Origin of the sequence: Mesorhizobium sp. M1169 (assembly GCF_040318345.1) — a bacterium.
Taxonomy (GTDB): Bacteria; Pseudomonadota; Alphaproteobacteria; order Rhizobiales; family Rhizobiaceae; genus Mesorhizobium.
This window is the reverse complement of sequence record NZ_JAMYME010000012.1, coordinates 1-25970: the sequence shown is the minus strand read 5'-3', so window position 1 is coordinate 25970 and position 25970 is coordinate 1. Positions and strand designations below refer to the sequence as shown.

Here is a 25970-nt window from a genome sequence, read left to right as displayed (position 1 = left end):
CAGTTAGATGCCTGCCGTGGAACGATGGACCGCCGGCGGCATACCAGTCAGCCAAGGCGAAGCGTGTTGCGGGCGATCTGCCACGCGGATTCGACATGCCGCCGCGCCGCCTCCTCCGCCTCGTCCGGCTTGCGCGAGCGGATTGCATCCATGATTTCGGTCATTTCGGCGATCGCCGGCTCGCGGCGGTTCTCCGACGCGATCGTCATTGAGCGGAGCTGGTTGATGCGGACATTCAGCCCCGTCACGATTTCCCAGGCAATGCGCTTGTCCGCCGCCTCGAACAGCGTTTCGTAGAACTTGGTCGTTGCCCGCATCACCTCGACAGGCGCACCGGACGCCCACGCCTCAAGCAGGTTAGTCAAGGCGGCATCGAGCGAGGCGATCTGCGCGTCCGTGGCTGTCAGGGCGCAAGCCCGCGCCGCGATGCCCTCGAGCAGCGCCCGCAATTCATAGATTTCGTCGGTGCGGCCGAGATCCGGCTTGGCCACGGCGGGTCCGTGGCCCGGTATCATCTGCACCAGGCCTTCCGCCTCCAGCTGCCGCAGCACCTCGCGCACGACGGAACGGCTTACCCCGAGCTGATCGCATAGCGGCCGCTCGACCAGCCTTTCGCCAGGCTGGAAATGGAAGCCCATGATCGCCTCACGCATGCGCTCCAGCGCCAGCGTCCTCAGCGTCTTGGCAGAGCGGTCGATCCGCAGCGTATCGCCTGACATTTTCTCTCCCTACCCCGATCCGGCCACAAAACAGATTCCATAGCCGATTGACAAGGCTTCTGGTGCTCCATAGTATGGTATACCATAAGATGACGTAAAGATTTCGGCGTTGCACAGCGCCGCGGCGACCGAGGACTTTCATGAAACCAGCCATTCGAAAGATCGTCACCTACATCGAGAACACGCTAATCGAGGGCGGCAAGGAAGCCCCAAAACCGCTGCGTCTGATCGGTGTCGCCGCTGTGCTGACAAATCCTTGGGCCGGCCGCGGTTTCACCGACGACCTGTCGCCGGAGATCCGCGCCATTGCTCCCGTCCTCGGTGAACTGCTGACCCGCGAGATTATCGCCGTTGCCGGTTCCGGCGAGGCGATAGAGGGCTACGGCAAGGCCGCGGTCTGCGGCACGGAGGGCGAGATCGAGCATGCATCGGCGCTGATCCATACGCTGCATTTCGGCAACCATTACCGTCGCGCGGTCGGCGCCAAGACCTATCTCGCCTTCACCAATCTGCGCGGAGGGCCGAACACCCCGATCATGATCCCGCTGATGGACAAGAACGACGAAGGCCGCCGCTCCCACTATCTGACCGTACATTTCCAGATCGGCGACGCGCCCGCGCCCGACGAGCTGGTGGTGGCGCTTGGCGCTTCGATTGGCGGCCGCCCGCACCATCGTATCGGCGACCGCTATCAGGACCTCAAGGAGGTCGGAGACCTGCATGGCTGACGTCGCTGCCACCGGATGGGTCCGGGACACGGCTCCGGACGGCACCGGCTTCATCCGCGCCGGCTCCGGCGCGCCGGTTCTGCTCATTCACGGTGTCGGCATGAACGCCGCAATCTGGCACGATCAGATCGTGGCGATGAAACACCATCATGACCTGATCGCCATCGACATGCTCGGCCACGGCGTTTCACCGCTGCCGCCGGAAGAAGCCAGCCTGTCGGATTTCGCCGATCAGGCGGTTCGCCTTCTCGACCATCTCGGCGTGGCGTCGGTGTCGATCGTTGGCCATTCGATGGGCGCGCTGGTCGCTCTGGAGATCGCCCTTCGCACCCCTTCGCGCATTCGCTCGATCGTCTGTCTCAATGCGGTATTCCGCCGCCCCGTGGCCTTGGCGCAGGCCGTACGCGAGCGTGCCACCGCGCTCGGCACCCATGGCAACCCTTCCGCCATTGCGGCTACGCTTGCCCGCTGGTTCGGCGACCCGCTGCCGGCGAACCTTATCGGGGCGGCCTCTACTGCGCGCGCCGCCCTTGAAAGGGTCGACCCCGAAGGCTACGCGCGCACCTATCGCCTCTTTGCCCATGCCGATGCCGAGCACGCCGATGCTCTCCCCGGTCTTGCCGCGCCGGCCCTGTTCATGACCGGGTCGCAGGACAGCAATTCGACCCCGGCCATGTCGGCGGCGATGGCGAGGCTTGCGCCGCACGGCCAATGCCTCGTGCTCAATGGAGAAAGGCATATGATGGCAATGGCTTCACCTGAAAAAGTGACCAAACACATCATGGAATTTCTCGACACGGCAAGAGACGCTGGCGTGAAGCCGGAGACGGATGCAGTCTTTGACAGCGGCGAATTCCGGCGCGCGCTCGGCTCGTTCCTGACCGGTGTCACCATCGTCACAACGATCGGAGCGGAAGGCGAACCGCGCGGCTTCACCGCCAACTCCTTCACCTCGGTCTCGCTCGAGCCGCCGCTGGTGCTTGTCTGCATCGCCAAGAGGGCCCTGGGGCACAGTGCTTTTTCGACATCGAGAGGTTTCGCCATCAACATCCTGTCGGAGGACCAGAAGGCCCATTCCGGCATCTTCGCTTCCAAAGCAGCGGACAAGTTCGCGGCCGTGGCCTGGCAGCCGGGCCGGACCGGCAATCCGCTGATCGACGGCTCCGTTGCGGTGTTCGATTGCGGCATGGAGCAGCTGGTCGATGCTGGCGATCACTCGATCCTCATCGGCCGCGTCCGCGACTTCAGCCACAACGGAGCCCAGCCCCTCGGTTATTGCAGAGGCACCTACGTCACGCCCGGCCTCAGCCAGGAGGCGCTGGCGGCGGCGCCCCCCGATACGGAGGTCGGCGCCATTCTCGAGCACGAGGGCCGTGTGCTGTTCTTCGCAACGGCCGACGGGTTTCACGAATTGCCTGCGGGGCGCGGACTGGGCACGCCCAACGATGCGCGCAGCCTCAAGGGGCGCCTTGCCGCCAGGGCCATAGACGCCCAGCTCGGCTTCCTGTTCGCGGTGTGGGACGATGCCGCCGAACCCTGGCGCACGCATGTTTATTATCGCGGAACGGCCGAGGGGTCCTATTCCGACGATCGCCAGATGCGGCTTGTCGACATCGAGCAGATCGCCGATCTGGAGATCGCCGATCCCGCGGTGCGTTCGATGCTTGCCCGCTATGCGCGCGAACGCACGGAAGATGCATTCGGCGTCTATGTCGGCAACGAGGTCGAAGGCGAAGTCCGGCCGCTCGCCAAGCCCTCGCCTTCTCAAATTCCTCTTTCCGGCCGCGGGTGAAACCGATGAAGTTTTCGCTTTTCGTGCACATGGAGCGATCGGATCTGGCAAAGCCGCATTCCGAGCTTGTCGGCGAGCTGGAGGAGCTGGTTCTGCAGGCGGAAGAGGCAGGATTCGAGACTGCCTGGATCGGCGAGCATCACGGGATGGAATTCACCATCTCGCCGAACCCGTTCATCAACATCGCCTGGCTCGCCGCCAAAACCAGGCGCATCCGGCTCGGAACAGGAACCATCGTCGCGCCGTTCTGGCACCCGATCAAGCTTGCCGGCGAAGCAGCGATGGCCGACGTCGTCACCGGCGGCCGTCTCGACATCGGCATTGCGCGCGGCGCCTACGCTTACGAATACCAGCGACTTTTCCCAGGCCTCGAGGCCTGGGTCGCCGGGCAGCGTATGCGCGAGATGGTGCCGGCGATCCGGGGCCTTTGGGATGGTGATTTCGAACTCGCCGGCGAGTTCTGGTCGTTTCCTTCAACCACCTCGTCGCCCAAGCCGCTGCAAAAGCCTTATCCGCCGATCTGGGTGGCCGCACGCGATCCGAACTCGCACGACTTTGCGGTTTCCAGCAAATGCAACGTCCAGGTGACGCCGCTTGCCTCCGGCGATGGCGAAGTGGCCAGCCTGATGGAGCGTTTCAACGCGGCGTGCAATGCCCACCCCGACGTACCAAGGCCGGAGATTATGCTGCTGATGCATACTTTCGTCGCCGAGGATGCAACGGAGGCTGACCGGCTCGCGCAGGATCTGTCGCAGTTCTACTGCCAGTTCGGCGCCTGGTTCCAGAACAAGAAGCCGGTGCACCAGGGCATAATGGAAGCGCTGACCGAAGACGAGATCGCGGCCATGCCGCAATATGCGCCTGACAAGATCAGGCAGAACCTGGTCATTGGCGAAGCCGACGAGGTGATCGCCAGGCTGAAGGCCTACGAAGCGCTCGGCTACGATCAGTATTCGATCTGGATCGACAGCGGCCTTTCCCATCGGCGCAAGAAGAAATCGCTGCAGCTCTTCATCGACAGGGTGATGCCGGCCTTTTCCGAACCGAAAGCCGGATTGCGATGAGCACCACTCAATTCAGGAACTATATTGACGGCAGCTTCGTCGAAGTGGCGGCGACCTTCGACAGCGTCGATCCCTCGACGGGCGCGCCATGGGCGAAGATGCCCGCTGCATCGTCTGATGACGTCGACCGCGCCGTCGAAGCTGCTCACCGGGCGCTTGGCTCCGGCACGTGGCCGGCAATGACGGCAACGGCACGCGGCAAGCTTCTGGTGCGGCTCGGCGATCTGGTGGTCGCCAATGCCGACCGGCTGGCGGAACTCGAGACGCGCGATACCGGCAAGATCATCCGCGAGACCCGCGCACAGATCGCCTATGTCGGCGACTATTACCGCTATTATGGCGGGCTGGCCGACAAGCACGAGGGCTCGTTTGTTCCCATCGACAAGGCCGACATGGAAGTGACCATCCGGCCGGAGCCAATCGGCGTCGTAGCCGCCATTGTGCCGTGGAACTCGCAGCTCTTCCTGTCCGCCGTCAAGCTCGGGCCGGCGCTGGCGGCCGGCTGCACCATCGTTCTGAAAGCATCGGAAGACGGCCCTGCCCCGTTGCTGGCCTTCGCTGAACTCGTCCATGAGGCGGGATTTCCCGCCGGGACCGTGAACATCCTGACCGGCTTCGGCCACGATTGCGGTCACCGGCTGACCAGTCATCCGCTCGTCGCCCGCGTCGCCTTCACCGGCAGTCCCTCGACCGCTCGGCAGATCGTCAGGAATACGGCGGAAAACCTCGCCTTCACGACGCTCGAGCTCGGCGGCAAAAGCCCGGTCGTGGTGTTTGCCGATGCCGATCTGGACAGCGCCGCCAACGCGGTCGTTGCCGGCATCTTCGCTGCCACCGGCCAGAGCTGCGTCGCCGGCTCGCGGCTGCTGGTCCAGCGCTCCGCGAAGGACGAATTCCTCGCCCGGCTCAAGCGCAAGGCCGAGGCGATCAGGATTGGCGATCCGCAGGATCCGGCGATCGAAATGGGACCGCTCGCCACCTCGCGCCAGCGCGAATGGATAGAGAAGATCATTGCTGAAAGCCTGGCCGCGGGCGGGCAACTGGTCACCGGCGGCATCCGCCCCGCGGGCATGGCGGACGGCTTCTATTACGCGCCGACGATTATCGACGCGCCTGATCAGACGCTTGCCTGCGTGCGCGAAGAGCTCTTCGGCCCGGTGCTCTGTGTGCTAGCCTTCGACAGCGAAGCTGAAGCGCTTTCGCTCGCCAACGACACGAAGTTCGGCCTGGCGTCCGGCGTGTTCACCACCAATCTGGCAAAAGCCCACCGCATGGCGCGCGGCATCCATGCCGGCGTGGTCTGGATCAACACCTATCGGGCGGTCTCGCCGCTGGTTCCGTTTGGCGGCTACGGCCAATCCGGGCTCGGCCGCGAGGGCGGCCTCGATGCGATCCGCGACTACACGCGTTCGAAATCGGTGTGGATACGCACCTCCGACGACCCAATTCCCGATCCTTTTGTCATGCGGTAGCCGCCGCTGGCCGGAGATGCGCGATCAAGGCGAAAACGACCGATCGCGAACAGACACCAACGAAAACAACAGAGGAGAACGACATGAAACTGATCATCACCGGCTTCCTTGCCGGATTTATTGCAACGACAGTTCTGGCAACGACGGCCGCAAAGGCCGAGGACATGGTCTTCACCAGCTGGGGCGGGACGACCCAGGAAGCGCAGACCAAATCCTGGGCCGAGCCGTTCACCGCTGCATCCGGCATCAAGGTCATGCAGGACGGCCCGACCGACTACGGCAAGCTGAAGGCGATGGTCGACAGCGGCAGTGTCAACTGGGACGTCGTCGACGTCGAGATGGATTTCGCCATCAAGGCGGCCAAGGACGGTCTGCTCGAGCCGATCGACTTCAAGGCCGTGCCGAAGGCCGACCTCGATCCGCGCTTCACCACCGATCATGCCGTCGGCAGTTTCTACTATTCCTTCGTGCTCGCCTGGAACAAGGGCGCCGTTTCGGGTGAACCGGCCGGCTGGGCCGACATGTTCGACCTGACGAAGTTCCCGGGCAAGCGGACCTTCTACAAATGGTCGGCGCCCGGTGTCATCGAGATCGCGCTGCTGGCCGATGGTGTTCCGGCGGACAAGCTCTATCCGCTGGATCTCGATCGCGCCTTCAAGAAACTCGACACCATCAAGTCGGACATCGTCTGGTGGGGCGGCGGGGCGGAGTCGCAGCAATTGATCGCATCCGGCGAAGCAACGTTCGGCCAGCTGTGGAACGGCCGCGTCTTCGCACTGGACAAGGAAGGCGCCGATGTCGGCGTCTCCTGGAACCAGAACCTGACCGCAGCCGACGTTCTGGTGGTACCGAAGGGTGCCAAGAACAAGGATACGGCGATGAAATTCCTCGCCGCGGCGAGCAGCCCCGCCGGCCAGGCCAAATTTGCCGAAGCCAGCGGCTATGCGCCGATCAACACCAAGGCCAAGGCAGAGATGCCGGCCGATGCCGTGAAATCGCTGCCGGACGCTCATGTCGACGGACAGATCAATCTCGACATGAACTACTGGGCCGCCAATCGCGACACCATCGCCGCGCGCTGGTATGCCTGGCAGGCGAAATAAGCCCGCCCCTGAACCGCAATGGACGAGACGGTTCGCGCCGTCTCGTCCCGTAGCCGGGTCGCTGTCATGTCGGTCGAAACACGCCGGAACTTTGGAACGGTGCGGGTGCCGGCAGGTCTCAATGGCCTGCTGCCGGCCCTGATTCTGATTATGCTGTTCTTCGTCGTCCCCGTGCTGGCGCTGCTTTTGCGCAGTGTCACGGAGCCCGAGCCAGGCTTGCAGAACTATGCTGCCCTGCTCGGTGACGGCACCTATGCGCGGGTGTTCTTCAACACATTCCTGGTCGCGGCGTTGGTCACCATCGTCACGGTCCTTGTCGCCTTTCCGGTCGCCTGGATGCTGGCGATCATGCCTTCGGGACTGGCCTCGATCATCTTCGGCATCATCATTCTGTCGATGTGGACGAACCTGCTCACCCGCACCTATGCCTGGATGGTGCTCCTGCAGCGTACCGGCGTCATCAACCGGACGCTGATGACCATCGGCGTCATCGACCACCCGCTGCCGCTCATCAACAATCTCACCGGCGTCACCATCGGCATGGTCTATATCATGCTGCCCTTCATGATCCTGCCGCTGGTCGGCACGTTACGGGCGATCGATCCGATGACGCTGCGTGCGGCGTCGCTGTGCGGCGCAAGCCCTTTCCAGGCGTTCCGCCGCATCCTCGTGCCGCTGTCGTTGCCCGGCGTCGCCGCCGGTGGCCTGATGGTCTTCGTCATGTCGCTCGGCTACTTCGTAACGCCGGCACTGCTCGGCGGCACGTCGAACATGATGCTCGCCGAAATGATCGCGCAGATGGTCCAGTCGCTGCTCAACTGGGGGCTCGGCAGCGCCGCTGCCTTCATCCTGCTTGTCGTCACCATGGCTCTCTACGCGCTGCAACTGCGCCTTGCCGGTGCCAGGCGCATGAGCGGAGGCATCTGAGATGCTGCTCGACTATGACCGCATGGGTGGATTGCGGGTTGCCCTGCTCGGCTTCACCGCGCTGGTCGCCGGCTTTCTTCTGTTGCCGGTGGTCTTCATTGTCCTGCTCTCTTTCGGCTCGTCGCGCTGGCTGGCCTTTCCGCCGCCCGGCTGGACGCTCAAATGGTACCAGGAGCTTTTTGCCGATCCGGCCTGGCTCGGCGCCGCACTGACCAGCGCCCGGATCGCCACCATGACGGCGATCCTGGCAGTGGCGATCGGCCTGCTCGCCTCCTTTGCCCTGGTTCGCGGACGGTTTGCTGGACGTGAGATCGTGCGTGGCCTGCTGCTGACGCCGATGGTGCTGCCCGTCGTTGTCTTCGCCATCGCCATCTACGCCTTCTTCCTTCGCCTTGGCCTCGGCGGCACCACCATCGGCTTCGTCATCGCCCACACCGTGCTGGCGCTGCCCTTCGCCATCATTCCGATCGCCACCGCGCTCGAAGGGTTCGACAAGTCGATCGAGGACGCGGCAATCGTCTGTGGGGCAAGCCCGCTCGAGGCCAGGCTCAGGATCACCTTGCCGTCGATCCGGATCGGCATCTTCTCCGCCGCGATCTTTTCCTTCCTCGCCTCGTGGGACGAAGTCGTGGTGGCGATCTTCATGGCCAGCCCCAGCTTGCAAACCTTGCCCGTCAAGATCTGGGGCAGTCTGCGGTCGGACCTCAGTCCGGTGATCGCCGCTGCCTCCAGCCTGCTGGTCGGGCTGACGCTTGCCCTGATGGTGATGACGGCGCTGCTGCAGCGAAAGTTTCGGATATGACCCACCCTTTCCTCTCCATCCGCAATCTGCGCAAGGCGTTCGGGGCGATCGTCGCAGTGCACGACGTCACGCTGGACATTCCCAGGGGCGAGTTCCTGACCTTCCTCGGGCCCTCCGGTTCGGGAAAATCGACGACGCTCTACGCGATCGCCGGCTTTCAGGACCCGACTTCCGGCGATGTCTTGCTGGAAGGAAAGTCGCTGCTTGCGGTGCCCCCGCACAAGCGCAACATCGGCATGGTCTTCCAGCGCTACACGCTGTTTCCGCATCTGACGGTGGCCGAAAACGTCGCTTTTCCGCTGCGGGTTCGCCGCCGGCCGGACGCCGAGGTGAAGAAAAAGGTCGCCGACATGCTGGCCCTGGTGCGGCTCGAAAGCTTTGCCGGACGCTTACCCGGTGCGCTGTCGGGCGGCCAGCAACAGCGCGTCGCGCTGGCCCGGGCGCTGGCCTACGATCCTCCGATCCTTTTGATGGACGAGCCATTGTCGGCGCTCGACAAGAAGCTGCGCGAGGAAATCCAGGGCGAAATCCGCCGCATCCATCGCCAGACGGGCGTCACCATTCTCTACGTCACCCACGATCAGGAAGAGGCGCTGCATCTGTCGGACCGAATCGCCCTGTTCAAGGATGGCCGCATCGAGCAGACCGGCACCGGCGAGGATCTCTATCTCAGGCCGGCGACCGATTTCGTCGCCGGCTTCATCGGCAATTCGAATTTCCTCGCCGCCGAACATCTCGGCACCACCAACGGCACGACAACGATCCGCATGACAGACGGTTCGGTCATATCCGGAGTCAGGGCCAACGGCACGTTCGGCAAAGGCCAGAAGACCAGGCTGATGATCCGGCCCGAAGCCTTTAGCATGGAGCGGAGCCCGGCGAGCGCGGAACTGAATGTCGAGATCGTCGACATCGCATTTTACGGCGAGCGCCGGCGGATCGTCGCGCGCATCGCCGCTGGACAGGAGGTTGACATCAGGCCGACCTCCGCCGCCATGCAATCGCAGGATGTGTGGCCCTGCAGCCGGCAGGTCTTTTTCGATCCCGCTGCTGCATTCCTGTTTCCGGCCTGACTAAGCCGCGGTGGATCGCCGCCCTTCAACGCTTCGCAGCTGATTGGATGGCGGGCGCAACTCCTGTACCCATTGACAGTCGTCATGCTCGGTTGGAAGATGAAGAAGGTCCGCGGCGATAGCCATACGGGAAGGCAATGGTCCAACCGCCAGATACCGGACACCATCCTGGCAGCGTCGTCGCGGTCATCGTCATTTGTTTGATCATCGTTGCTTTGTTCTTCATAGGCTTCAGATACTCAAGGCCAGGCCAGGGTACCCTCGTTATTCCTGGCGGTACGCTGCAGCAGCCGTGAATCCGACCCCTTGGCGCTGACGCGGAGCCGTTCTCAGGCCAAAGTGCGCCGGCGGGACTGGTGGACGCCGCAGAATGGGCCGGCGGTTCGCAGCCGGTCTTTTGCTTCCCGCCGCGGCATTCCTTTCCCACCTAAACAACCGAGCCTGACCGGTGTGAGGTCGACCATACTAGGAGACGACGAGCGCTCAGCCACTAGGCACTAGACGGCCCTGATCAGCCGGAGCAGAGAAAGCGCTTCGAAAAAGGTCCCCTTGCGAAAGGCAAGATAGGTCGGCTCTTCGACACCATGGAACCGGCGCTTGAAGGCCGCCTGCCCCTGCAGATTGAAGCGGGTGCGATTGACCCAGGGGGAGTCATAGGCACGCTGGAAGGCGTGCCGCCAGAAATCGCTTTCGGCAAACCCGCTAGGTCCGATTTCGACAAGCGGCGACAGGCCTAGGGTGACGACGGAAACACCTTCATCGCGAAAGCGGTCGACCGCGAATTTGGTCAGGCCGATCTCGGCATGCGCCGAGGCATCGATGTGCTTGCGCTTGAACGAGGTGGTGTAGCCGATGACCTTGCCGTCGCTGAACAGCGGATCGAAATCCAGCAAGGCCACGAGTTCCCCATCCGGACCGTGCAGGACGAAACGGCGCATATCGACGCCAAGGTGATCGGCAAAGGGCCTGTTGAGAAATCTCATCTCCCAGCGCTTGACAATGCGGTCGGCCCGCCAATTCTGGGAGAGCCTGGCAATCTCGTCGAGGAAGACAGTCCCGTTGTCCTCTGCGAAGGAAAAACCCTTCTTCAAGAGCCAGCGTTCGGAATAGCGCACTGTCTCATTGCGCTTTCCGGAAAAGTCGTGTCCGGGCAGGACAAGCCTGGTATCGACGCCGAGGCGGTTGACCTGATAGCCAAGCCCGGCAAGCACGCGCGCCGTCTGGTCGCCGATCTGCACAAACCACGGGCTGCCGGCAACCTCGATGAAACGTCTGATATAGTCGCGCCGATCGGCCGGGGCAGCCACTGGATCACCGAGCGCGAAATGATGTCGCGTTTTGCTGCCGTAAGCGATGTAGCCCTGGGCATCGCCGAAGTAGTGAAGCCCCCTCTGCACGGCGGTCGAATAGGCAAGGGAAAAATCACCATGGCGACGGACCAGCGCCAGGCGCTCGACATGGTTCAGCTGCAGCCGCGATATTTTAGGCCCGCGGTTCTCCAGGAAACGATCGAGGCGTCTTCGCAGTGACGGCATGGTCGACTTTCGCGTGCCGGCTAGGCCGATGAAAGAGCTGACGGACCCAAAAAACCGATCATATTGCCGCGAGCTGATCCTTATCTCAGCGCGGCATGTTTACCCGGCCGGAGCCGCCAGATTCGTAGGCGCAATCTGCCCCGGTCCCGCCCCCAGGCGGCAACACGCATTGTTGTCGACGCCCCGCGCCTGACGGCTGGTTGCTGCGCCCTTGGCGACACGAAAATCAATGCCACTTTCGGAAGCGCCCAGGTCACCTGCCAAACACGATGTTCTTATCGAACGGCGCTCTGAGAAGATTCCGCTTGATCGGAAGCCAGGAACTCGTCGCGTTCTGCTATCCACAAATCGGCGTAGTCGACATTCTGCCATTCGGCAAACCACGGGCCGCCGCTGGTATAGTGGACCGCCTTAGGTGTGCCGACCGCAGGCTTTTCATTCCAACCTTCGAGCCAATTCCACTCTACCGGCAATGAGCCCAAATCTTTGTCGGCAACCCACTGCATTCGGTGAAGATAGGCGCCACTTTCCTGATTCACGACCTCTGGCGTGAGCGATCTGACCGAAGGATGCGCGCAATTGAACAGCATCAGCGACGACCAGTTTTTCCGAGGATAGGACGTCTGGACCACACCATCCATCTTGGTTGTGGCCTTCGGCGTATAGTCATGCTGGACGCAATAGACCGCCTTGTCCGAGTCCGTATATTTCAGCAGGCCTGCGACGTCACCAAGCCACAGGAAATCGCAATCGCAAAACAGGGCCCAACCCGTGTAGTCGGCGAGAAAGGGCGTGAGGAAGCGCGTGTAGGTGAACTCCGTTGAGGCGAGCGGGTCTTTTTCCCGCCAATATAGCCCGCGGGCACGCATCTCGTCCTGTTTGATCGGAATGACGGAGATAGGCGCCGACGCATGTTTGAGCAGCGAGTGTCGCGCGACGTCGTACGCGATCGGCTCACGACTGTCCCATCCGATAAATACCCTAAACGCATCAGTCATATTCACTACCCTGGCTTTCGATTTTTACGGTCGTACACTAACTAGTTGGCGATGGCTCGGCAACAATTGCGGTCAACCAAGCCGGTTTCTCACAGATTTGTCCTGGCCTCAGCCTTGCGTTTTTGGGTGGACCTGGCCTCGCATTCCCAATGCGACACGAGCCCATTTCTGATAGGTGTAGCTGGCCGAATACGCGGCCACCATCGCACCAATGGAACCGTCCAGAAATCCCAGCCGGAAAATATAGCTGCGCACATAGGCCCAGACCGAGCGCAAGACCGCCTTGCCTATCGAGCTTTTTTTGCCCTCGGCAAGCAGTTGCGCGGCGGACGCTTCTGCGTACCGGCCGATCTTGTCGTGGGCATCTGCCAAGTCGGTAATGGAATCGTGCTCGATCGGCTGGGACAATCGGCTGACCTTCCCGTTCACCAATACCTTCTCGTGCACGGTGTCGTCGCTGAACCGCCCGGAGCGGCGACGGAAGAGCCTGAGCACCAGATCGGGCGACCAGCCGCTATGGCGGACAATGTGCCCGCAAAAGCGCGATCTTCTCGGTATTTCGAAGCCGTCATTGGCTTTTGGGTCGGCGATTGCGGCCCTTATTTCCGCGCCGAGCGGCGCCTCCACCCACTCATCGGCATCCAGCGACAGGATCCAATCCCCCGTTGCCGCGGCCAGCGCACGGTTTTTTTGCGCGCCAAAACCGGGCCAATCGACGGTCATCAGAACCTTTGCCCCCAGAGCACCGGCAATCTCCCTGGTTCTGTCGCTGCTGTTGTTGTCGAGAACGACGATCTCATCGGCAAAATGGACCGACTGAAGGCATTGCGCGATGGACGCCTCCTCGTTGCGGGTGATGATAATGACCGAGAGCGCCGGCACGGTCAGAATGCTCCGGCATCAAGGCTGCCATCGTCATTCGAATGCATCTGCAGCATCGGTTCCCGGCCCGTTAGCAAACTGAGGGTACTAACCTAATTCAACAAAGTCGAAAATCATTTCAGATCAAGGCTTTCATAAAGCGCCATCATTCGCTTGATCATGACATTGAAATCATAGTGTTCGGCCGCCGCTCTCACCCGGGCTGCGGTGTCAGGTCGTGACGACAACTGCAGCGCGTGCGCGAGCGCTGCAGCGAGGTCGCTTTCGCTGGCCGCATCGCAAACGAGCGTCGGCTCGAACCGCTCGACAAGCTCGCGCGCTCCACAGCCGGTGCTTACCACGGCGGGCAAGCCGCTGGCCATCGCTTCGATGACCACTGTGCCGAAAGGATCATAGATGGAAGGCAGCACGGCAATATCGGCCGCGCCGTACCACGGCAGCATGTCTTTCTGCGGCCCCAGCATCTTGAGCCGTGCGCCGAGACCGAGCCTGTCACCGGCCTGCCTGAAGGCGTTGGCGCGCGAATCATGGCCGATGACCCACAATTCAGGCTCGCCATCGAGCCTGCCGACCGCCTTCATCAGTGCAAGCAGTCCTTTTCGCGCGAAGCCCGAGCCGACAAACAGGACGACCGGCCTGTTTTCGTCGACGTCGAGCCGCGCGCGGATTGTCGCCCGATGCTGCTGGCGCAGCTGCGGGTTGAAGCGGTCGAGATCCACCCCGTTGGGAATATGGTGCACATTTTCCGCCGGATAATCGTAGTGACGGACAATGTCCTCGGCGACCATCTTCGAAATCGCTATGACAGCTTTGAGCCGTGGGCTGGCATAGGTTGCGCGCTCGAGGCGCAGCGTCTGGCGGTGAAAGGGGCTCAGCGCCATTGCCGCCCTGCCAAGCCGCGTCTCGAAACGCCGCCGCTCGGCAAGATAGGCGGCATGAACGCCCTCCCCGGCCCGGAAGACATCGCAGCACGGGAGGCGATCGTTGCTCTGCACCAGCGCCGGCGGCATCTCGGCGATCTTGCGGCAGGCGGCTTGAGCAAAGGACGTCGCCCGCAGCGAACGCGGAAACCGCCGACCGGCACAATGGATGAACTCGATGCCTTCATAACGCGGCCAGTCGCCGGACAGCACGGCCACCCGCCGCTGACGCGCGGCGAATGCGGCCATGATGTTTTCCAGCATGATCTCGCCGCCACCGAAAGGCGCATAGCGCTGGCGCACGAACAGGATCGGCCTGTCGAATTGAATTTCGCTGCCACGAATGCCGGCGTACATAGGGTCTGGGCTCCGGCCTTGTTGCCATCTGACGATGTCTATAGAGGCCAGCTCGCATCGGCAACACTTGGAAAGCTCCCCCGCCGGAACTCAGAACAGGCCTGTGTCCATTGTCCGCAACTGCTTGCGATTTGCCTAACGGTGCTGCATGTAGAAATTAACTGCAAACAGCGGATCAGCGCCAGCTCCAGCCGGTGACCGCCATGAGGGGAATCGATGGCTTGAGCAAAGCAACCTGGCCCGCCATTGTCCGCCGGACGATTACCGACACCGCCATATATCGGCTGAGACACACCTTCGGAAGACGGGCAGAAGTGTCATCGCTGCGGCCGATAACGCCCCTTAAAGCGAATGACCTGCCTTTGATCCTCGTCATCCGCAACGAGGCGGACAGGCTACCCCCGTTCCTGAAGCACTATCGCGAACTCGGCGTCACCAGATTCGCCGTCCTCGATGATCGCTCGACCGACGGCACAGCTGAGCTTCTGGCCGAGCAGCCAGATGTCGATCTATTCAGCTCGCCGATCACCTATTCGCAGTCGGACCTGGGAAACCTTTGGCGACAGCGGATTGTGCAGATCTATGGTCAGCCTCGCTGGTATCTGACCGTGGATGCGGACGAATATCTTGTCTATGACGGCATGGATCAGCATCCGCTCGGTGCGATGGCCGACTGGCTGAAGCGGCGCGGAATGACACGCCTGCTGGCGCCGATGATCGACATGTATCCGAGCGGAAGCATCTGGGACGTACCCTTCGATCCCATCGTGCCGCCATGGCAAGTTGCAGACCATTTCGACGGCAGCGGCTATGAGGTGACGAGGAGCCCCCGGCATCTCAAGATCACAGGCGGCCCGAGAACCCGGCTTTTCGCCAGGCAGCACAAGTTGACCAAGTTTCCTCTGATATATGTTGATCGCCAGACGATTTTTACGTCGATTCACTCACCGCTGCCCTACTGGCGAAACTATATAAGGGGATTGGCTGGCCTGCTTCATTTCAAGTTCTTCGCCGATTTCAACGACAAGGCGCAGGTCGCGGTGGCGGAAGGTCAGTATTGGAACGGCGCTTCCAAATATCGCCAGTATCATGAGGTATCGAGCGGTAAAGCCGCTCTCAGCGCGATGAGCGAACAGTCAATGCTGTACGAAGGCGCTCACAGCCTGTTCAAAACGGGTTTGATCGACAAAATTGATTGGTAGACGGCATTTCAAGCAGATGCCGAGCCGAGATCATGCATAACCGAATGCTTTCATAAGCTGGGCACCTCGTCCTTGTACCAGGTCCTGTAGCTCGGCGTTTCCAAGTTCGGAGCGCCATCTTCCGCTCCCGTCATAGATCGGCTGATTGACCTGTTGGTTCCGGAGCACCGCATGTGGCGTCTCGCCGCTGGCGTCGGTCGGCTTGAACCACTGCTGCGGGTTCTTGTGATAGTCGAGGAGATCCGGCCTGAAAGTTACATCGAGAAAGCTGCATATCTGCTCGACGACTTTGGCCGGATTCTCGACCAGGTCCTCATAGCGATAGATCAGCACATCCGGCTTTCCCCGTTCCGCAAGAACCAGCGCATTGTCGTTGATCCAGCGGTCGAGAGCCTCCGTTGGGTCGCCAAGTCGTTTGATCAGGGACGCTACGACGTCGCGCCCATCTCGCACCGGCATGACGAAACGCGCGCCGGGCACGAGCCCGCGAATGCGGGCGACACGGCGGATATGCCGCGGTGTCTTTTCAAGCAGCACGTTCTTTCCAGCATCGAGCGCCGCCCGCTTCAGTTTCCAGAAGCGGAACATGGCCAGTGGTGTCCACTTGAAAAAAATGTTGGTTTCCTGGAGCGGCAGGTAGACGTCGGGATGCGACGCAAGGATCGTCGCAATCAACGTCGTCCCGCTATGGCCGCAGCCGCAAATGAATCCGGTCCGCATCACCATGTCGGCAATGCTCCTCCAGCTCGAAGCCACAAGGTGTAATGATTTATTGGACGATAGCTCAGGTTGTTCACGTAAAAGATCTCCAGCTGTGCCCAGACGCCAAACAGTTCGAACATCAAAACGGCTCCCAAGCGAAGTCTTTGACTCAAAAGCTTTTGCCGGCCTTCGCCGGCCGGGGCCGGATCAATATAGTAGGCCCTGTTTGCTCTCAACTGCCGCCCCGCCGATGAGCCTCCAAACGGTCATTAGCGTCGAGCAGACCGACGATAATGCTCTCGGCCTCGTCCATCACAGCGGCCCAGGACCGTTCCCGTTTCGAGACCAGCACGGCCGATGGATAGTAGGGCGTGCGGTCGCCCTCGACCGGCCAGGAGCGTTTGAAGCCGTCGCCCAGAATGAAAACCGAGGAGATGCCGAGCGCGCCCGCCAGATGCGCTCCAGTATTGCTGATGGTTACCACGGCGTCCATCGCGGCAACCTGCGCGGCGAAAAGGTCCATGTCGACGAGCTGATCGACCGATCTGTCATGAAGAATGCGCTCCGGCTCACCGTCGGTCAGGAACTTCAGATCGGTCTCGATCTGGCCGTACTGCAGCGAGACGAACCGGAGGTCCGGTCGGCCTATCAGGTTTCGCCAGGCGGCAAGCGGCGGCAGGTCTTTGCCAGGATTCGAGCTGCCCCATGCGATACCGACCAACGGCCGTCCTTCATGCCGGTAGCGGGCGCGAAGTTCAGCGACCCGGGCCGGATCCGGCTTAAGGGGCACGAAATGCTCGCGGATCGTCGCCTCGTCGGTCTCGAAAACGGCAGTCAGATGCTGGACGCCGGCGAAGGCCTGCGCCTCGCCATAGGCAGCCTTGCCGTCAGCGCCGACCGGCCGCACATCGGCGGTCGGAAAAGTGCGCTGAAAGAGCGGTACCAGGCGGCGTTCGACCAGGACGATCGAACGGGCGGCGCGCCCCAACGCACAGCCGACGGAACTCGCATGATGGATCGCGGTGGCCAGACCCTGCTTTTCGGTTTCCATCAGATCGACCAGCAGTGTCTGGCCCGAAATATCCTGGCCCAGCCACTCGCCATCGACGCGGCCGTTGACGATGTGGCGTCGGGCGATCCTGAGTTCGGCGGCTGCGCCATAGGCGCCCATCCGCATCAGCGCCTTGCTGAGCTCGTCGATCAGGTGGACCTCGCCCCTCGACTTCGCAATGGATCCAAGAGCCAGGGCTTTCGGCAGTGCCGCCGGCCAATCGCGGGACTCGACGCTTCGCCGATAATCCGCCATCTGATCGGCAATGTCGCCGTCGCGCCAGCGAAGGAAGAGCTGCCGCCGGTGGCGTCGGAACCAGACCTTGTATCTGTAGCCTGCAAGCGCGACAGCGCGGCGCAACCGGCCGAGAAGTTGGCTACCCTCCATCGCCAGCTCCGCCGATGATTTGCATGACCCGTCCGCCTGCTTCCTGGACTGCCGACGCCCAGGCTCGGCCGCCTTTTCGGACCAGTCGAACGCTCGGATATGCGGCGACGGTCTCACCGAAAGCAGGCCAGGACAGCCGAAATCCATCGTCGAGCATGACAATCGTCGGCACGCCGAGCGCTCCGGCGAGGTTGGCGCCGGTATTGCTGATCGTGACCACCGCGTCGAGCGCCGCAATTTGGGCGGCAAAGCGGTCCATGTCCGTCAATTGGTCGACTGAAGCGTCATGGATGATGCGCCCCGGAGCGTGGCGCTCGAACTCGGAGAGGGCCGGCCCGACATCGCCATATTGCAAGCTTACCAGGCGCCCCGGCAGGCTGCTGAACAGCGTCCGCCAATCGTCCAGAGCCGGCAGATCCTTGCTCTTGTTCAGGCTTCCCCAGGCAAATCCGATCAGGGGACCTGGGCCGCCATCGAGATAGGTGCCGCGCAGCTCGGCAACCAGTCGGCGGTCCGGCTCCAGCGGAACGAAGGGCGCGCGTGCCGCCGGGTCGTCCGGCCAGAAATGCTTTGCGAGTGTCTCGAAACCGGCAACGACATCGGCGTCCACTGCCGCCATGTCCTCTTCCCCTTCAATCCTGACATCAAGCGCAGGATATGTTCTGCGATAAAGCGGTGCCAGTCGCGGCTCGACGAAGACAATGCATCGACCGGCAGCCGCGACCACTGGACCAAGCAGCGACGCGAACTGGAAAAAGATCGCCAGGTCGCCTTCGCGACGATCGACCAGAAGCATGCGATCCGCAAGATCACTGCCATCCCAATCGGGTCTGCCGCGCTGCTTGCTCGCCGCCATCAACTGCCAGATGCGATTTCCTCCGTCGAGACGCCTCAGTCCGCGCCCCGCTTTCTTGATCAGGCCGAGATCGCCAAGCTGCTCACCAAGCGCGCCAAGCGCCAGTGCATGGTCGCGAGCAGTTTGCCAGTCACCACGCTGCACGCTTTCCTCCATCAGCCTCATATGCCTTTCGGCGCTTTCGTCGGCGTGGCGCGAGGGACGTCTAAGAAGTTCCTTTGCCCGCTCGAGAACCTTCTGCAGCCGCTTGCCGACAGCGCCTTGCGGGCGCAGATCGGCGGTTTTTGCCTTCTGAAGGATGGTTCGTCTGTTCTGCACGGCGATGTTCTATCGTCCTCGGGGAGCGTCGGAAAGCGTCGTCAGGATCGACGAGAGCCGCCGGCCGGCCTCGTCGAGCACCAGCGACCAAGGGCGTCCCTCCTTGCGAATGACAATGCCCTTCGGATACCAGGGTGTCCGGTCGCCGGTCACCGGCCATGCCGTCTGAAAATTATCGTCGATGAGGAAAACAGTCGGCACGCCAATGGCTCCGGCAAGATGGGCAGCTGTATTGCTGATCGTCACGACAGCATCGAGTGCGGCGACCTGTGCGGCGAAACGGTCCATGTCGACCATCTGGTCGACGCTGTCGTCAAAGATCAGACGCGCGTCGTTGCCGTTGCGAAGGCGCCGCAACGCCGGCTTGACCTGCCCGTACTGGAGCGAAACGAATGTCGCTGGCGTCTGGGCGATGAACCGTGCCCATTCAGGAAAATCAGGCACGTCCTTGGTATGAGACTTGCTGCCCCAGGAGAGACCGACCAGCGGCAGATCCGTCATCGCCCGATAGCGCTTGCGGAATGTCTCGACGAGTTCAGGATCTGCCCGCAGCGGTACGAAGTCGGCAGCAAGCCTTTCGGCGTCGCGTCCGAACACCCAGGCGAGATCTTCGAAAGTCGCGTGTTTGTCGCCGACCACATCCCGCTGCGCCGGGACCACGGTCGCCTTCGGGAACGTTCGCTGCAGAATTGATACCAGGCGCGGCTCGACCCGGATTGTTGCGCTTTGCGCATAGGCAGCGGCAGCGCCGGCCAGTCGCGCGTGGCGGATAACCCGGCCAAGGCTGCGCGGGTCATCCTCCACAAGATCGATCAGCAGTGTATCCGATCCGAGATTCTCGCCGGTCCACTCGTTGGCGCTTTTCCCTTTCCGCAGCCGGCGAGCGGAAAGCCGAAGCTCAGCTGCCCGCGCAAAGTTGCCAAGGCGTTCGAACGCCTGGCCCGCCTTCTGCATCAGCTCGGGGTCGCGATTATGATCGGCCGTGACAGCCATCTCATTGGTACCGGCTTCAAGGCCTTTCCAGTCCCTGCGCACAATCAGTGCCGCAACCTTGGCCTGCAGCTCAAGAACGGAACGAGGCTGCTTGCGACCGGAAAACAACCCGCGCACCGCCTTTTTGTACCGGCGCACCTGAAGGCCCAGTCCACCAATCACATACCGGACATAGGAACCGTGATAAAAGCTGGTCATCGGCCTTCAGCGCAATACGCTCTGCCGCAGCTTTTTGCCGCTTTCGACCATCGGATCGGGCGTCTCCAGGTGGAATATCGAACGATATATCTCGCTGTGCTTGGAAAGCTGGTCATGCGTTCCAGCATCGACAAGCTGTCCGGCGTCAAACACGAGAATACGATCGGCCGCCTTGATTGTAGACAGCCTGTGCGCAATGCAGATCACTGTGCGCTGAAATGTGTTGTCGAAGGCTGCCTCCATAACCGCCCGTTCGTTTTCACCGTCAAGCGCCGATGTCGCTTCATCATAGACGATTACCGCAGCATTCTTGAGCAGGGCGCGCGCGATGGCAACGCGTTGTTTCTGGCCGCCGGACAGGTTGGTGCCGCTTGGTCCGACAAGCGTGTCGAGCCCGTTTTCGAGCGCCGAAGCAAAGCTGGTGACCCGGGCGAGGTTCGCAGCGGACTCGATTTCCTGATCCGTGGCATTCGGGCGGCCGTCGCGAATGTTGTCGCGGATCGAGCCTTCGAATAGGAAGACGTCCTGCGACACAAGTGCGATGTTATCGCGAACGTCGGCCAGGCTGATCTTCGAAATGTCCTTTCCGTCGATCAGGATCCTGCCCTTGTCCGGCTCCATCAGGCGCAGGATCAGATTGACGATGGTGGTCTTGCCGGCGCCGGAGCGGCCGACGATCGCCAGCTTCTCGCGAGGTCGCACGTCGAAGGAAACACCCTCGAGCGCGGGGCTGTTGCCGTCATAGGAAAAGGCCACATCTTCAAAGCGGATACCACCATCGACGTCGGTCAGACGCTCGCCCGCGATCGCGAGTCGCCGCTGCTCGGGCGTGTCGATCAAATCATACATCTGCTCGACGGCGACCATTTGCTTCTGGATGTCGACATTGACCCGGGCCAACCGCTTGGCAGGCTCATAGGCAAGCAGGAACGCGGTAATGAAGGCCATGAATTCGCCGGGCGTCTTGCCGTTGCCGAGGGTCTGCCAGCTGGCGTACATAACGAAAAGCCCGATGATCACGCCGCCGCCGGTCTCCATCAATGGGCTCATCAATGCTGACGTCCGGTTGATCTGGATGCCACGTCTTTCCATCTTGCGGACGGCCTTTGCAAAGCTGGCAACCGCCTTGTCCTCGAGCTGGAAGGACTTGATGGTGCGGATGCCTTCGACGGCTTCCGTGCCGATCGACTGGACCTGCGCGGCCAATTCCGTCTCGCCCCTCGCCAGCGCCTTGAGCTTCCTTGTTATCGCGCCGACTGACAGGAACAGCATCGGCAGAACCGCCACGGATATCAGCGACATCACCGGGTCCTGCTTGACCATGACGCTGGCCAAGGCAATCAGGGTCAGCAGATCAGAGACGGCGCTGCTCGTGAGGGTGAGAATAACGGTCGCCCCGGCGCGCGCGTTGAACATGATTTTGGAGATGAATTTTGCCGGATGCTGGTTCGCGAAACGGCTGATGTCGAAACGCACCATTCGAGAAAATTGCCGGTTTTGCAGGTCCGAAACGATAGCCCGGCGAATCTTTCCCGTTGTGACGGTCTGGCAGTAGGCAGCTATGCCCTTGACCAGGAAAATGCCGATGATGACGACGCTGATACCCGATACAGCGGCAGCGTCTCGCTCGACATAGATGGTGTTGATCATGACTTTCATGATCCAGGCCGCCGCGCCGGTCGCGGCAGCCGCAGCGATCGAGCACAGCAAACCTGTCACATACAGCATCTTGTGCGGCGGCAGATTTTCCACGATCAAGCGCTTTGCCAGCGGATAGGTGAGCGAGGCTGAAGACTGTTTCTTTGCTTTCATCGTGACGCCCACTGTAATCCAATCCGGTACCAGCTAATTCCCATTCGCTTTATCTGACCTTTCGGAGCTACCATTTAGGCATTGGCATTGTCTGTGGCGATGTTCCTGATCGCAGTCAATGCCAGAAGGCCGAGTGCTCATTGATCATAGTCGTTGTGGACAGCAAACCGACACTTGCATCCAGTCATTCGAGCATGCTTATTGACCTTGCAGGGGTGGTTTGATCTGGGGAGGTCGCTCCGAATGGCCTACCTCCCTGGGGTTTTTGCGTACGATAAACCAAATGAGACCGCCCTGTTCCCTTGAGCAGATGCACACGTAGTTGATGCTTGGAGTCGAGATAAGCATGGCCAGGAAACGTTCGATCGCAGAGCGCGTACTCAGAAGCCTAATCAGGATTTTTGGCGATCGGGCGTTGCTGCAAATCGGTTATCCCGGTCGAATTGCCAAGTGGTTTGGTTGCCCACCACCTTTGGTCCGGCCTCACCCTTACGCGCTCTATGAGCTGAACCCAGCGTGGCGTTCAGCTGATGGTAAATCCAGACACAATAGTATGGGATTCCGGGGCTCGGAAATATCGATGCCAAAACCGGCCGGGCGCCGGAGAGTCGTATGCATGGGGGAATCGTCGACATACTGTACGGGATTAGACGATAGTCGGACCTACCCATATCGATTGGGCGAGTATCTGAAGAGTTTGAAGCCAGGAGTCGATCTTGATGTCGTTAATGCAGGTGTGATGGGCTATACCTCAATCGAGAACGTCTTGAGACTTCTTTTCCATGTAATTCCTTTATCTCCTGATCTCATTATATATTACTACACACACAATGACGTTCATCCCCGTCGACTAGAGGGACTATCTCGGGATTACAACGAATACTCTTGCTCTTGGTTCGAGCCTCCGTCAGGCGGCGGCGTTTTTGGTTGGATAAATAGACGTCAAAAACTGGCGACGTCGTATGTCGCGAACGTCGTCCGCCGTTCAGGCAATCGACCTGGCAAATCTAGCAACATAGCGCACAATCCGCCTGATGCGTTCCGTGCGAATCTGAGTGCCCTGGTCGTCTTGGCAAGAGCAGCTGGAGCTTCGGTTCTTTTTGTAAATCCAAATTACCGGCAGGAGAGTCCAGACGACCCACCCGCAAATGCGGTTTGGGAGCACAGACGCGTTGTTGACGATATTGGCAAAAGGATGGACGTCCCGGTTGCTGATCTGAACGGGTTGCTGCCTTACTCCGTAAATGGGAACACCAGTCTTAATGAAAATTACCGCGACGCTGTGCATTTTACGGAAATCGGCGCAGATGCTGCAGCAAGAATTGTTGCCGATGTAATCCATAAAAATAACATACTATACTCGTCGAAAAAGAAGCCCATCCTATATTAAGATTTGTCTATATGACCAAGAGAGGGTGTAGTCGCGATCGGATCCTTGCGTGTCGGTAATTTAAGGCTGCGCCGTCTCCCGGAGCCCGCGAGCATGATCAATATCTCCCTGACCGCTGCGAACGCACCGACGTATTATTCCAGCCAAGTCCGGACTGGGAGCCTCATGTTTCTGCCAGTTGGGGCACGCCCTTGACAAGCCGAGTCCCTTTGGCTCAATCGACTTAGTTGCATGGGGACAGAACAATGTCTGACGTCGATAATGCTCTCTCCAAGAGGGCGGAAACCAATGGTTGGTTTTCCGATTTGATATGCGCATTGACGTTCTATGGTGTCGTATTCCCCCTCGGTTTCGCGCGCCGGTTGATCGGAACAATCAGCCGACGGCTCCAACCAGGGCATTCAAACGAGACATTCTGGATCATGCGCGAAAGCAGGAACGATGTGAATTCGATGACCAGTCAGTTTTGAAGATATCCTTGTGACAAACATCTTAGGTATCTCGGCGTTCTACCATGACAGCGCAGCCTCCCTTGTCGTTGATGGCGCCATAGTTTCTGCGGCCCAGGAGGAGCGATTCACCCGTCGAAAGGCTGACGAACGTTTCCCCTCGAACGCCATTCGGTCGGTTTTGCAGACCGGCGGGGTTTTGCTGAAAGATGTGGACCACGTCGTGTTCTACGAGAAGCCGCTACTGAAATTTTCGCGTCTAATTGACACTTATCTCGATGCGGCTCCCCGTGGGTTCAGCTCTTTTCGAAAGGCGATGCCAGCTTGGGTTGGGGGCAAATTGTTTCAGAAGAGGCTCATTTTCGACGAGCTCAGAAGGATTGACCCTGATTTCAATGATCCGTCTCGTATCCTTTTTTCCGAGCATCACGTAAGCCACGCGGCCAGTGCGTTTTTCCCGTCGCCATTTGACGAAGCTGTGATTTTGACTCTCGACGGCGTGGGCGAGAAAGCAACCACCACAGTTGCCATCGGCAGGGGCGCAACTTTGGACGTCATAAGGGAATTGCATTTCCCGCATTCCCTGGGGCTCTTGTATGCGGCATTCTGTTATTATCTCGGTTTTAAGATAAACAGTGGCGAATACAAAGTAATGGGGCTTGCGCCCTATGGCGTGCCTCGGTTCAAGTCGCTGATCCTTGAAAAGCTGGTCGATCTTAGGGCGGACGGAACCTTCCGTCTCGACCAGAGCTATTTTGACTACGCTACCGGACTAAAAATGACGAATACACGGTTCGCCGACCTCTTTGGGCAACCGGTCCGAAGGCCCGACACTGACCTGCTGACCGACTTCCATATGGACGTCGCGGCATCTATCCAGGCGGTCACCGACGAGATCGTTCTGCGGCTGACGCGCGGTTTGGCACGGGAATTTGCGATCCCCAATCTCTCCCTGGCAGGTGGCGTCGCGCTTAATTGCGTAGCAAACGGCAAAGTACTTAGAGACGGTGCCTTCAAGAAAATATGGATTCAGCCCGCGGCTGGCGACGCAGGCGGCTCACTCGGGGCAGCGCTCGCAGCCTGGCACATAAAACTCGGCGGTAACCGTGTCGCAGCCAAACAAGATTCAATGAAAGGGGCCTATCTCGGTCCTGAATTCGACCAGGCCGACATTGAAGCGCAGCTCAGCCGAGCCAAAGCTGTCTTCGAGGTCATGCCTACCGACCAACTTATCGACACGACGGCAACCGCATTGGCGGCCGGCAAAGCTGTCGGATGGTTCCAAGGCAGGATGGAATTCGGCCCCAGAGCACTTGGCAACAGGTCTATCCTGGCCGATCCACGCTCTGACCACATGCAAAAGACGCTCAATTTGAAGGTCAAATTTCGGGAAAGTTTTCGCCCGTTCGCACCTTCGGTTCTGTCGGAACATGTGTCGGACTGGTTCGATTTGAAAGTAGAATCCCCGTATATGCTGCTTGTCGCTCCGGTTGAGCAGTCCCGACACCGTGCAATGACGCCCTCAGAGGCAGCGATGTTCGGAATAGATAAGCTCAACGTCCGGCGATCCGACATTCCTGCCGTCACGCATGTCGACTATTCGGCCAGGGTTCAGACGGTCCATGCCGAAACCAACCCGCTATACCACGCATTGATCACCCGGTTTGAAGCGCTAACCGGCTGCCCTGTTTTGGTGAACACCAGCTTCAATGTTCGCAGCGAACCGATCGTGTGCTCTCCCATGGACGCTTTTCGATGCTTTATGGGAACAGACCTGGATATGCTTGTGGCGGGCAACTGCGTTCTTCGGAAAACAGAGCAGGATCCCTCTCTCGCGATAGACTACCGAGGTGATTTTGAGCCGGATTAGGATCGCGCTGCCCTTGCAGACTTTTACTAGGTGTTGAGATGAGTGCTTCTGTCCTTTTATGGATAGCCTCTGCTTTGCTGATCGTCGCAGCAATAGCATTGGCGCGGATGGTAACGAAAAGGCGCGGGAGGACCAAAGAAGAAGCTGACCCGGGAGACAATTACCCTCTCTGGTAGAGCCGAGTCCATCCTGCAACTCGTCCTCACTCGATCTTAAGCTGTGCGAGCGGGGAGGCCACCGATAGTGTGCTGAAGGTTCTGCAAAAAGTTTTGGAGAGAGAACGGCGCTTGCTCTGAGGGGCGAGCGGCCATGGCACGGTGGTGACGTTGCGATCACCGATTCCCGTGGAAGGGGAAGTGCCATGACCAAT

General features: G+C 60.5%; 22 protein-coding genes. 12 read left to right on the top strand and 10 right to left on the bottom strand.

What is annotated here, in order from left to right; all coding sequences use genetic code 11:
* Positions 1-47: 47 nt before the first annotated feature.
* On the bottom strand, positions 48-719 hold the full coding sequence (locus tag NKH41_RS14400; protein ID WP_023674997.1) for a GntR family transcriptional regulator: 672 nt from the start codon (positions 717-719) through the stop codon (positions 48-50).
* Positions 720-859: 140 nt separating this feature from the next.
* Between NKH41_RS14400 and NKH41_RS14395 the strand changes: the two genes are divergently transcribed.
* The 8 genes from NKH41_RS14395 (at position 860) to NKH41_RS14360 (ending at position 9680) form a co-directional block, all read left to right on the top strand.
* Entirely contained in the window at positions 860-1447 is a 588-nt protein-coding gene (locus NKH41_RS14395; protein ID WP_352766565.1) for an amino acid synthesis family protein, read from the top strand.
* Positions 1440-3239, top strand: coding sequence for an alpha/beta fold hydrolase (locus tag NKH41_RS14390; protein ID WP_352766562.1), 1800 nt, complete (start codon positions 1440-1442; stop codon positions 3237-3239). The genes NKH41_RS14395 and NKH41_RS14390 overlap by 8 nt, the downstream gene beginning before the upstream one ends.
* 5 nt (positions 3240-3244) lie before the next feature.
* On the top strand, positions 3245-4303 hold the full coding sequence (locus NKH41_RS14385; RefSeq protein ID WP_352540531.1) for an LLM class flavin-dependent oxidoreductase: 1059 nt from the start codon (positions 3245-3247) through the stop codon (positions 4301-4303).
* Entirely contained in the window at positions 4300-5775 is a 1476-nt protein-coding gene (locus tag NKH41_RS14380) for an aldehyde dehydrogenase (RefSeq protein ID WP_352766558.1), read from the top strand. Before NKH41_RS14385 ends, NKH41_RS14380 begins: the two co-directional genes overlap by 4 nt.
* An 83-nt stretch (positions 5776-5858) precedes the next feature.
* On the top strand, positions 5859-6878 hold the full coding sequence (locus NKH41_RS14375; protein WP_352471913.1) for an ABC transporter substrate-binding protein: 1020 nt from the start codon (positions 5859-5861) through the stop codon (positions 6876-6878).
* Positions 6879-6944: 66 nt separating this feature from the next.
* Positions 6945-7805 carry an ABC transporter permease gene (locus NKH41_RS14370; protein ID WP_502895614.1) on the top strand — a complete coding sequence of 287 codons (861 nt, stop codon included), beginning with the start codon at positions 6945-6947 and terminating at the stop codon, positions 7803-7805.
* A gap of 1 nt (position 7806) precedes the next feature.
* Positions 7807-8607 (top strand): ABC transporter permease, encoded by an 801-nt coding sequence (locus tag NKH41_RS14365; RefSeq protein WP_352766555.1) that lies wholly within the window; start codon positions 7807-7809, stop codon positions 8605-8607.
* Positions 8604-9680, top strand: coding sequence for an ABC transporter ATP-binding protein (locus tag NKH41_RS14360; RefSeq protein ID WP_352471916.1), 1077 nt, complete (start codon positions 8604-8606; stop codon positions 9678-9680). Before NKH41_RS14365 ends, NKH41_RS14360 begins: the two co-directional genes overlap by 4 nt.
* A gap of 497 nt (positions 9681-10177) precedes the next feature.
* Here NKH41_RS14360 and NKH41_RS14355 read toward each other — a convergent pair whose 3' ends face one another.
* The 4 genes from NKH41_RS14355 to NKH41_RS14340 all read right to left on the bottom strand — a co-directional run bounded on the left by NKH41_RS14355 (position 10178) and on the right by NKH41_RS14340 (position 14372).
* Positions 10178-11215 (bottom strand): phosphatidylglycerol lysyltransferase domain-containing protein, encoded by a 1038-nt coding sequence (locus tag NKH41_RS14355; protein WP_352766552.1) that lies wholly within the window; start codon positions 11213-11215, stop codon positions 10178-10180.
* A gap of 275 nt (positions 11216-11490) precedes the next feature.
* Positions 11491-12213 carry a glycosyltransferase gene (locus NKH41_RS14350; RefSeq protein ID WP_352766550.1) on the bottom strand — a complete coding sequence of 241 codons (723 nt, stop codon included), beginning with the start codon at positions 12211-12213 and terminating at the stop codon, positions 11491-11493.
* Positions 12214-12321: 108 nt separating this feature from the next.
* Complete coding sequence (locus NKH41_RS14345) at positions 12322-13095, bottom strand: glycosyltransferase family 2 protein (RefSeq protein WP_352502417.1); 774 nt, start codon at positions 13093-13095, stop codon at positions 12322-12324.
* A gap of 113 nt (positions 13096-13208) precedes the next feature.
* Entirely contained in the window at positions 13209-14372 is a 1164-nt protein-coding gene (locus NKH41_RS14340; RefSeq protein ID WP_352766547.1) for a glycosyltransferase family 4 protein, read from the bottom strand.
* 221 nt (positions 14373-14593) lie between these two features.
* On the opposite strand from NKH41_RS14340, the gene NKH41_RS14335 reads away from it, so the two are divergent.
* Entirely contained in the window at positions 14594-15574 is a 981-nt protein-coding gene (locus tag NKH41_RS14335) for a glycosyltransferase family 2 protein (protein ID WP_352766545.1), read from the top strand.
* 30 nt (positions 15575-15604) lie between these two features.
* Here NKH41_RS14335 and NKH41_RS14330 read toward each other — a convergent pair whose 3' ends face one another.
* The 5 genes from NKH41_RS14330 to NKH41_RS14310 form a co-directional block, all read right to left on the bottom strand.
* A complete protein-coding gene (locus tag NKH41_RS14330; RefSeq protein ID WP_352766543.1) occupies positions 15605-16300 on the bottom strand; it encodes a sulfotransferase family protein in 696 nt (231 codons plus the stop codon).
* Positions 16301-16508: 208 nt separating this feature from the next.
* Positions 16509-17714, bottom strand: coding sequence for a glycosyltransferase family 9 protein (locus NKH41_RS14325; RefSeq protein ID WP_352766541.1), 1206 nt, complete (start codon positions 17712-17714; stop codon positions 16509-16511).
* A complete protein-coding gene (locus tag NKH41_RS14320; RefSeq protein WP_352766540.1) occupies positions 17704-18888 on the bottom strand; it encodes a glycosyltransferase family 9 protein in 1185 nt (394 codons plus the stop codon). The genes NKH41_RS14325 and NKH41_RS14320 overlap by 11 nt, the downstream gene beginning before the upstream one ends.
* A 9-nt stretch (positions 18889-18897) precedes the next feature.
* Positions 18898-20079: a glycosyltransferase family 9 protein gene (locus NKH41_RS14315; RefSeq protein ID WP_352766538.1), complete on the bottom strand. Its 1182-nt coding sequence runs from the start codon at positions 20077-20079 to the stop codon at positions 18898-18900.
* Positions 20080-20085: 6 nt separating this feature from the next.
* Positions 20086-21891 carry an ABC transporter ATP-binding protein gene (locus NKH41_RS14310; protein ID WP_352766536.1) on the bottom strand — a complete coding sequence of 602 codons (1806 nt, stop codon included), beginning with the start codon at positions 21889-21891 and terminating at the stop codon, positions 20086-20088.
* Between the two features lie 676 nt (positions 21892-22567).
* Here NKH41_RS14310 and NKH41_RS14305 point away from each other — a divergent pair.
* The 3 genes from NKH41_RS14305 (at position 22568) to NKH41_RS14295 (ending at position 25600) form a co-directional block, all read left to right on the top strand.
* The gene (locus NKH41_RS14305; protein WP_352766534.1) at positions 22568-23281 is read left to right on the top strand and encodes an SGNH/GDSL hydrolase family protein; all 714 of its coding nucleotides are present in this window, start codon (positions 22568-22570) and stop codon (positions 23279-23281) included.
* Positions 23282-23526: 245 nt separating this feature from the next.
* On the top strand, positions 23527-23751 hold the full coding sequence (locus NKH41_RS14300) for a hypothetical protein (protein ID WP_352766532.1): 225 nt from the start codon (positions 23527-23529) through the stop codon (positions 23749-23751).
* 10 nt (positions 23752-23761) lie between these two features.
* Entirely contained in the window at positions 23762-25600 is a 1839-nt protein-coding gene (locus NKH41_RS14295) for a carbamoyltransferase family protein (RefSeq protein ID WP_352932977.1), read from the top strand.
* Positions 25601-25970: the final 370 nt, after the last annotated feature.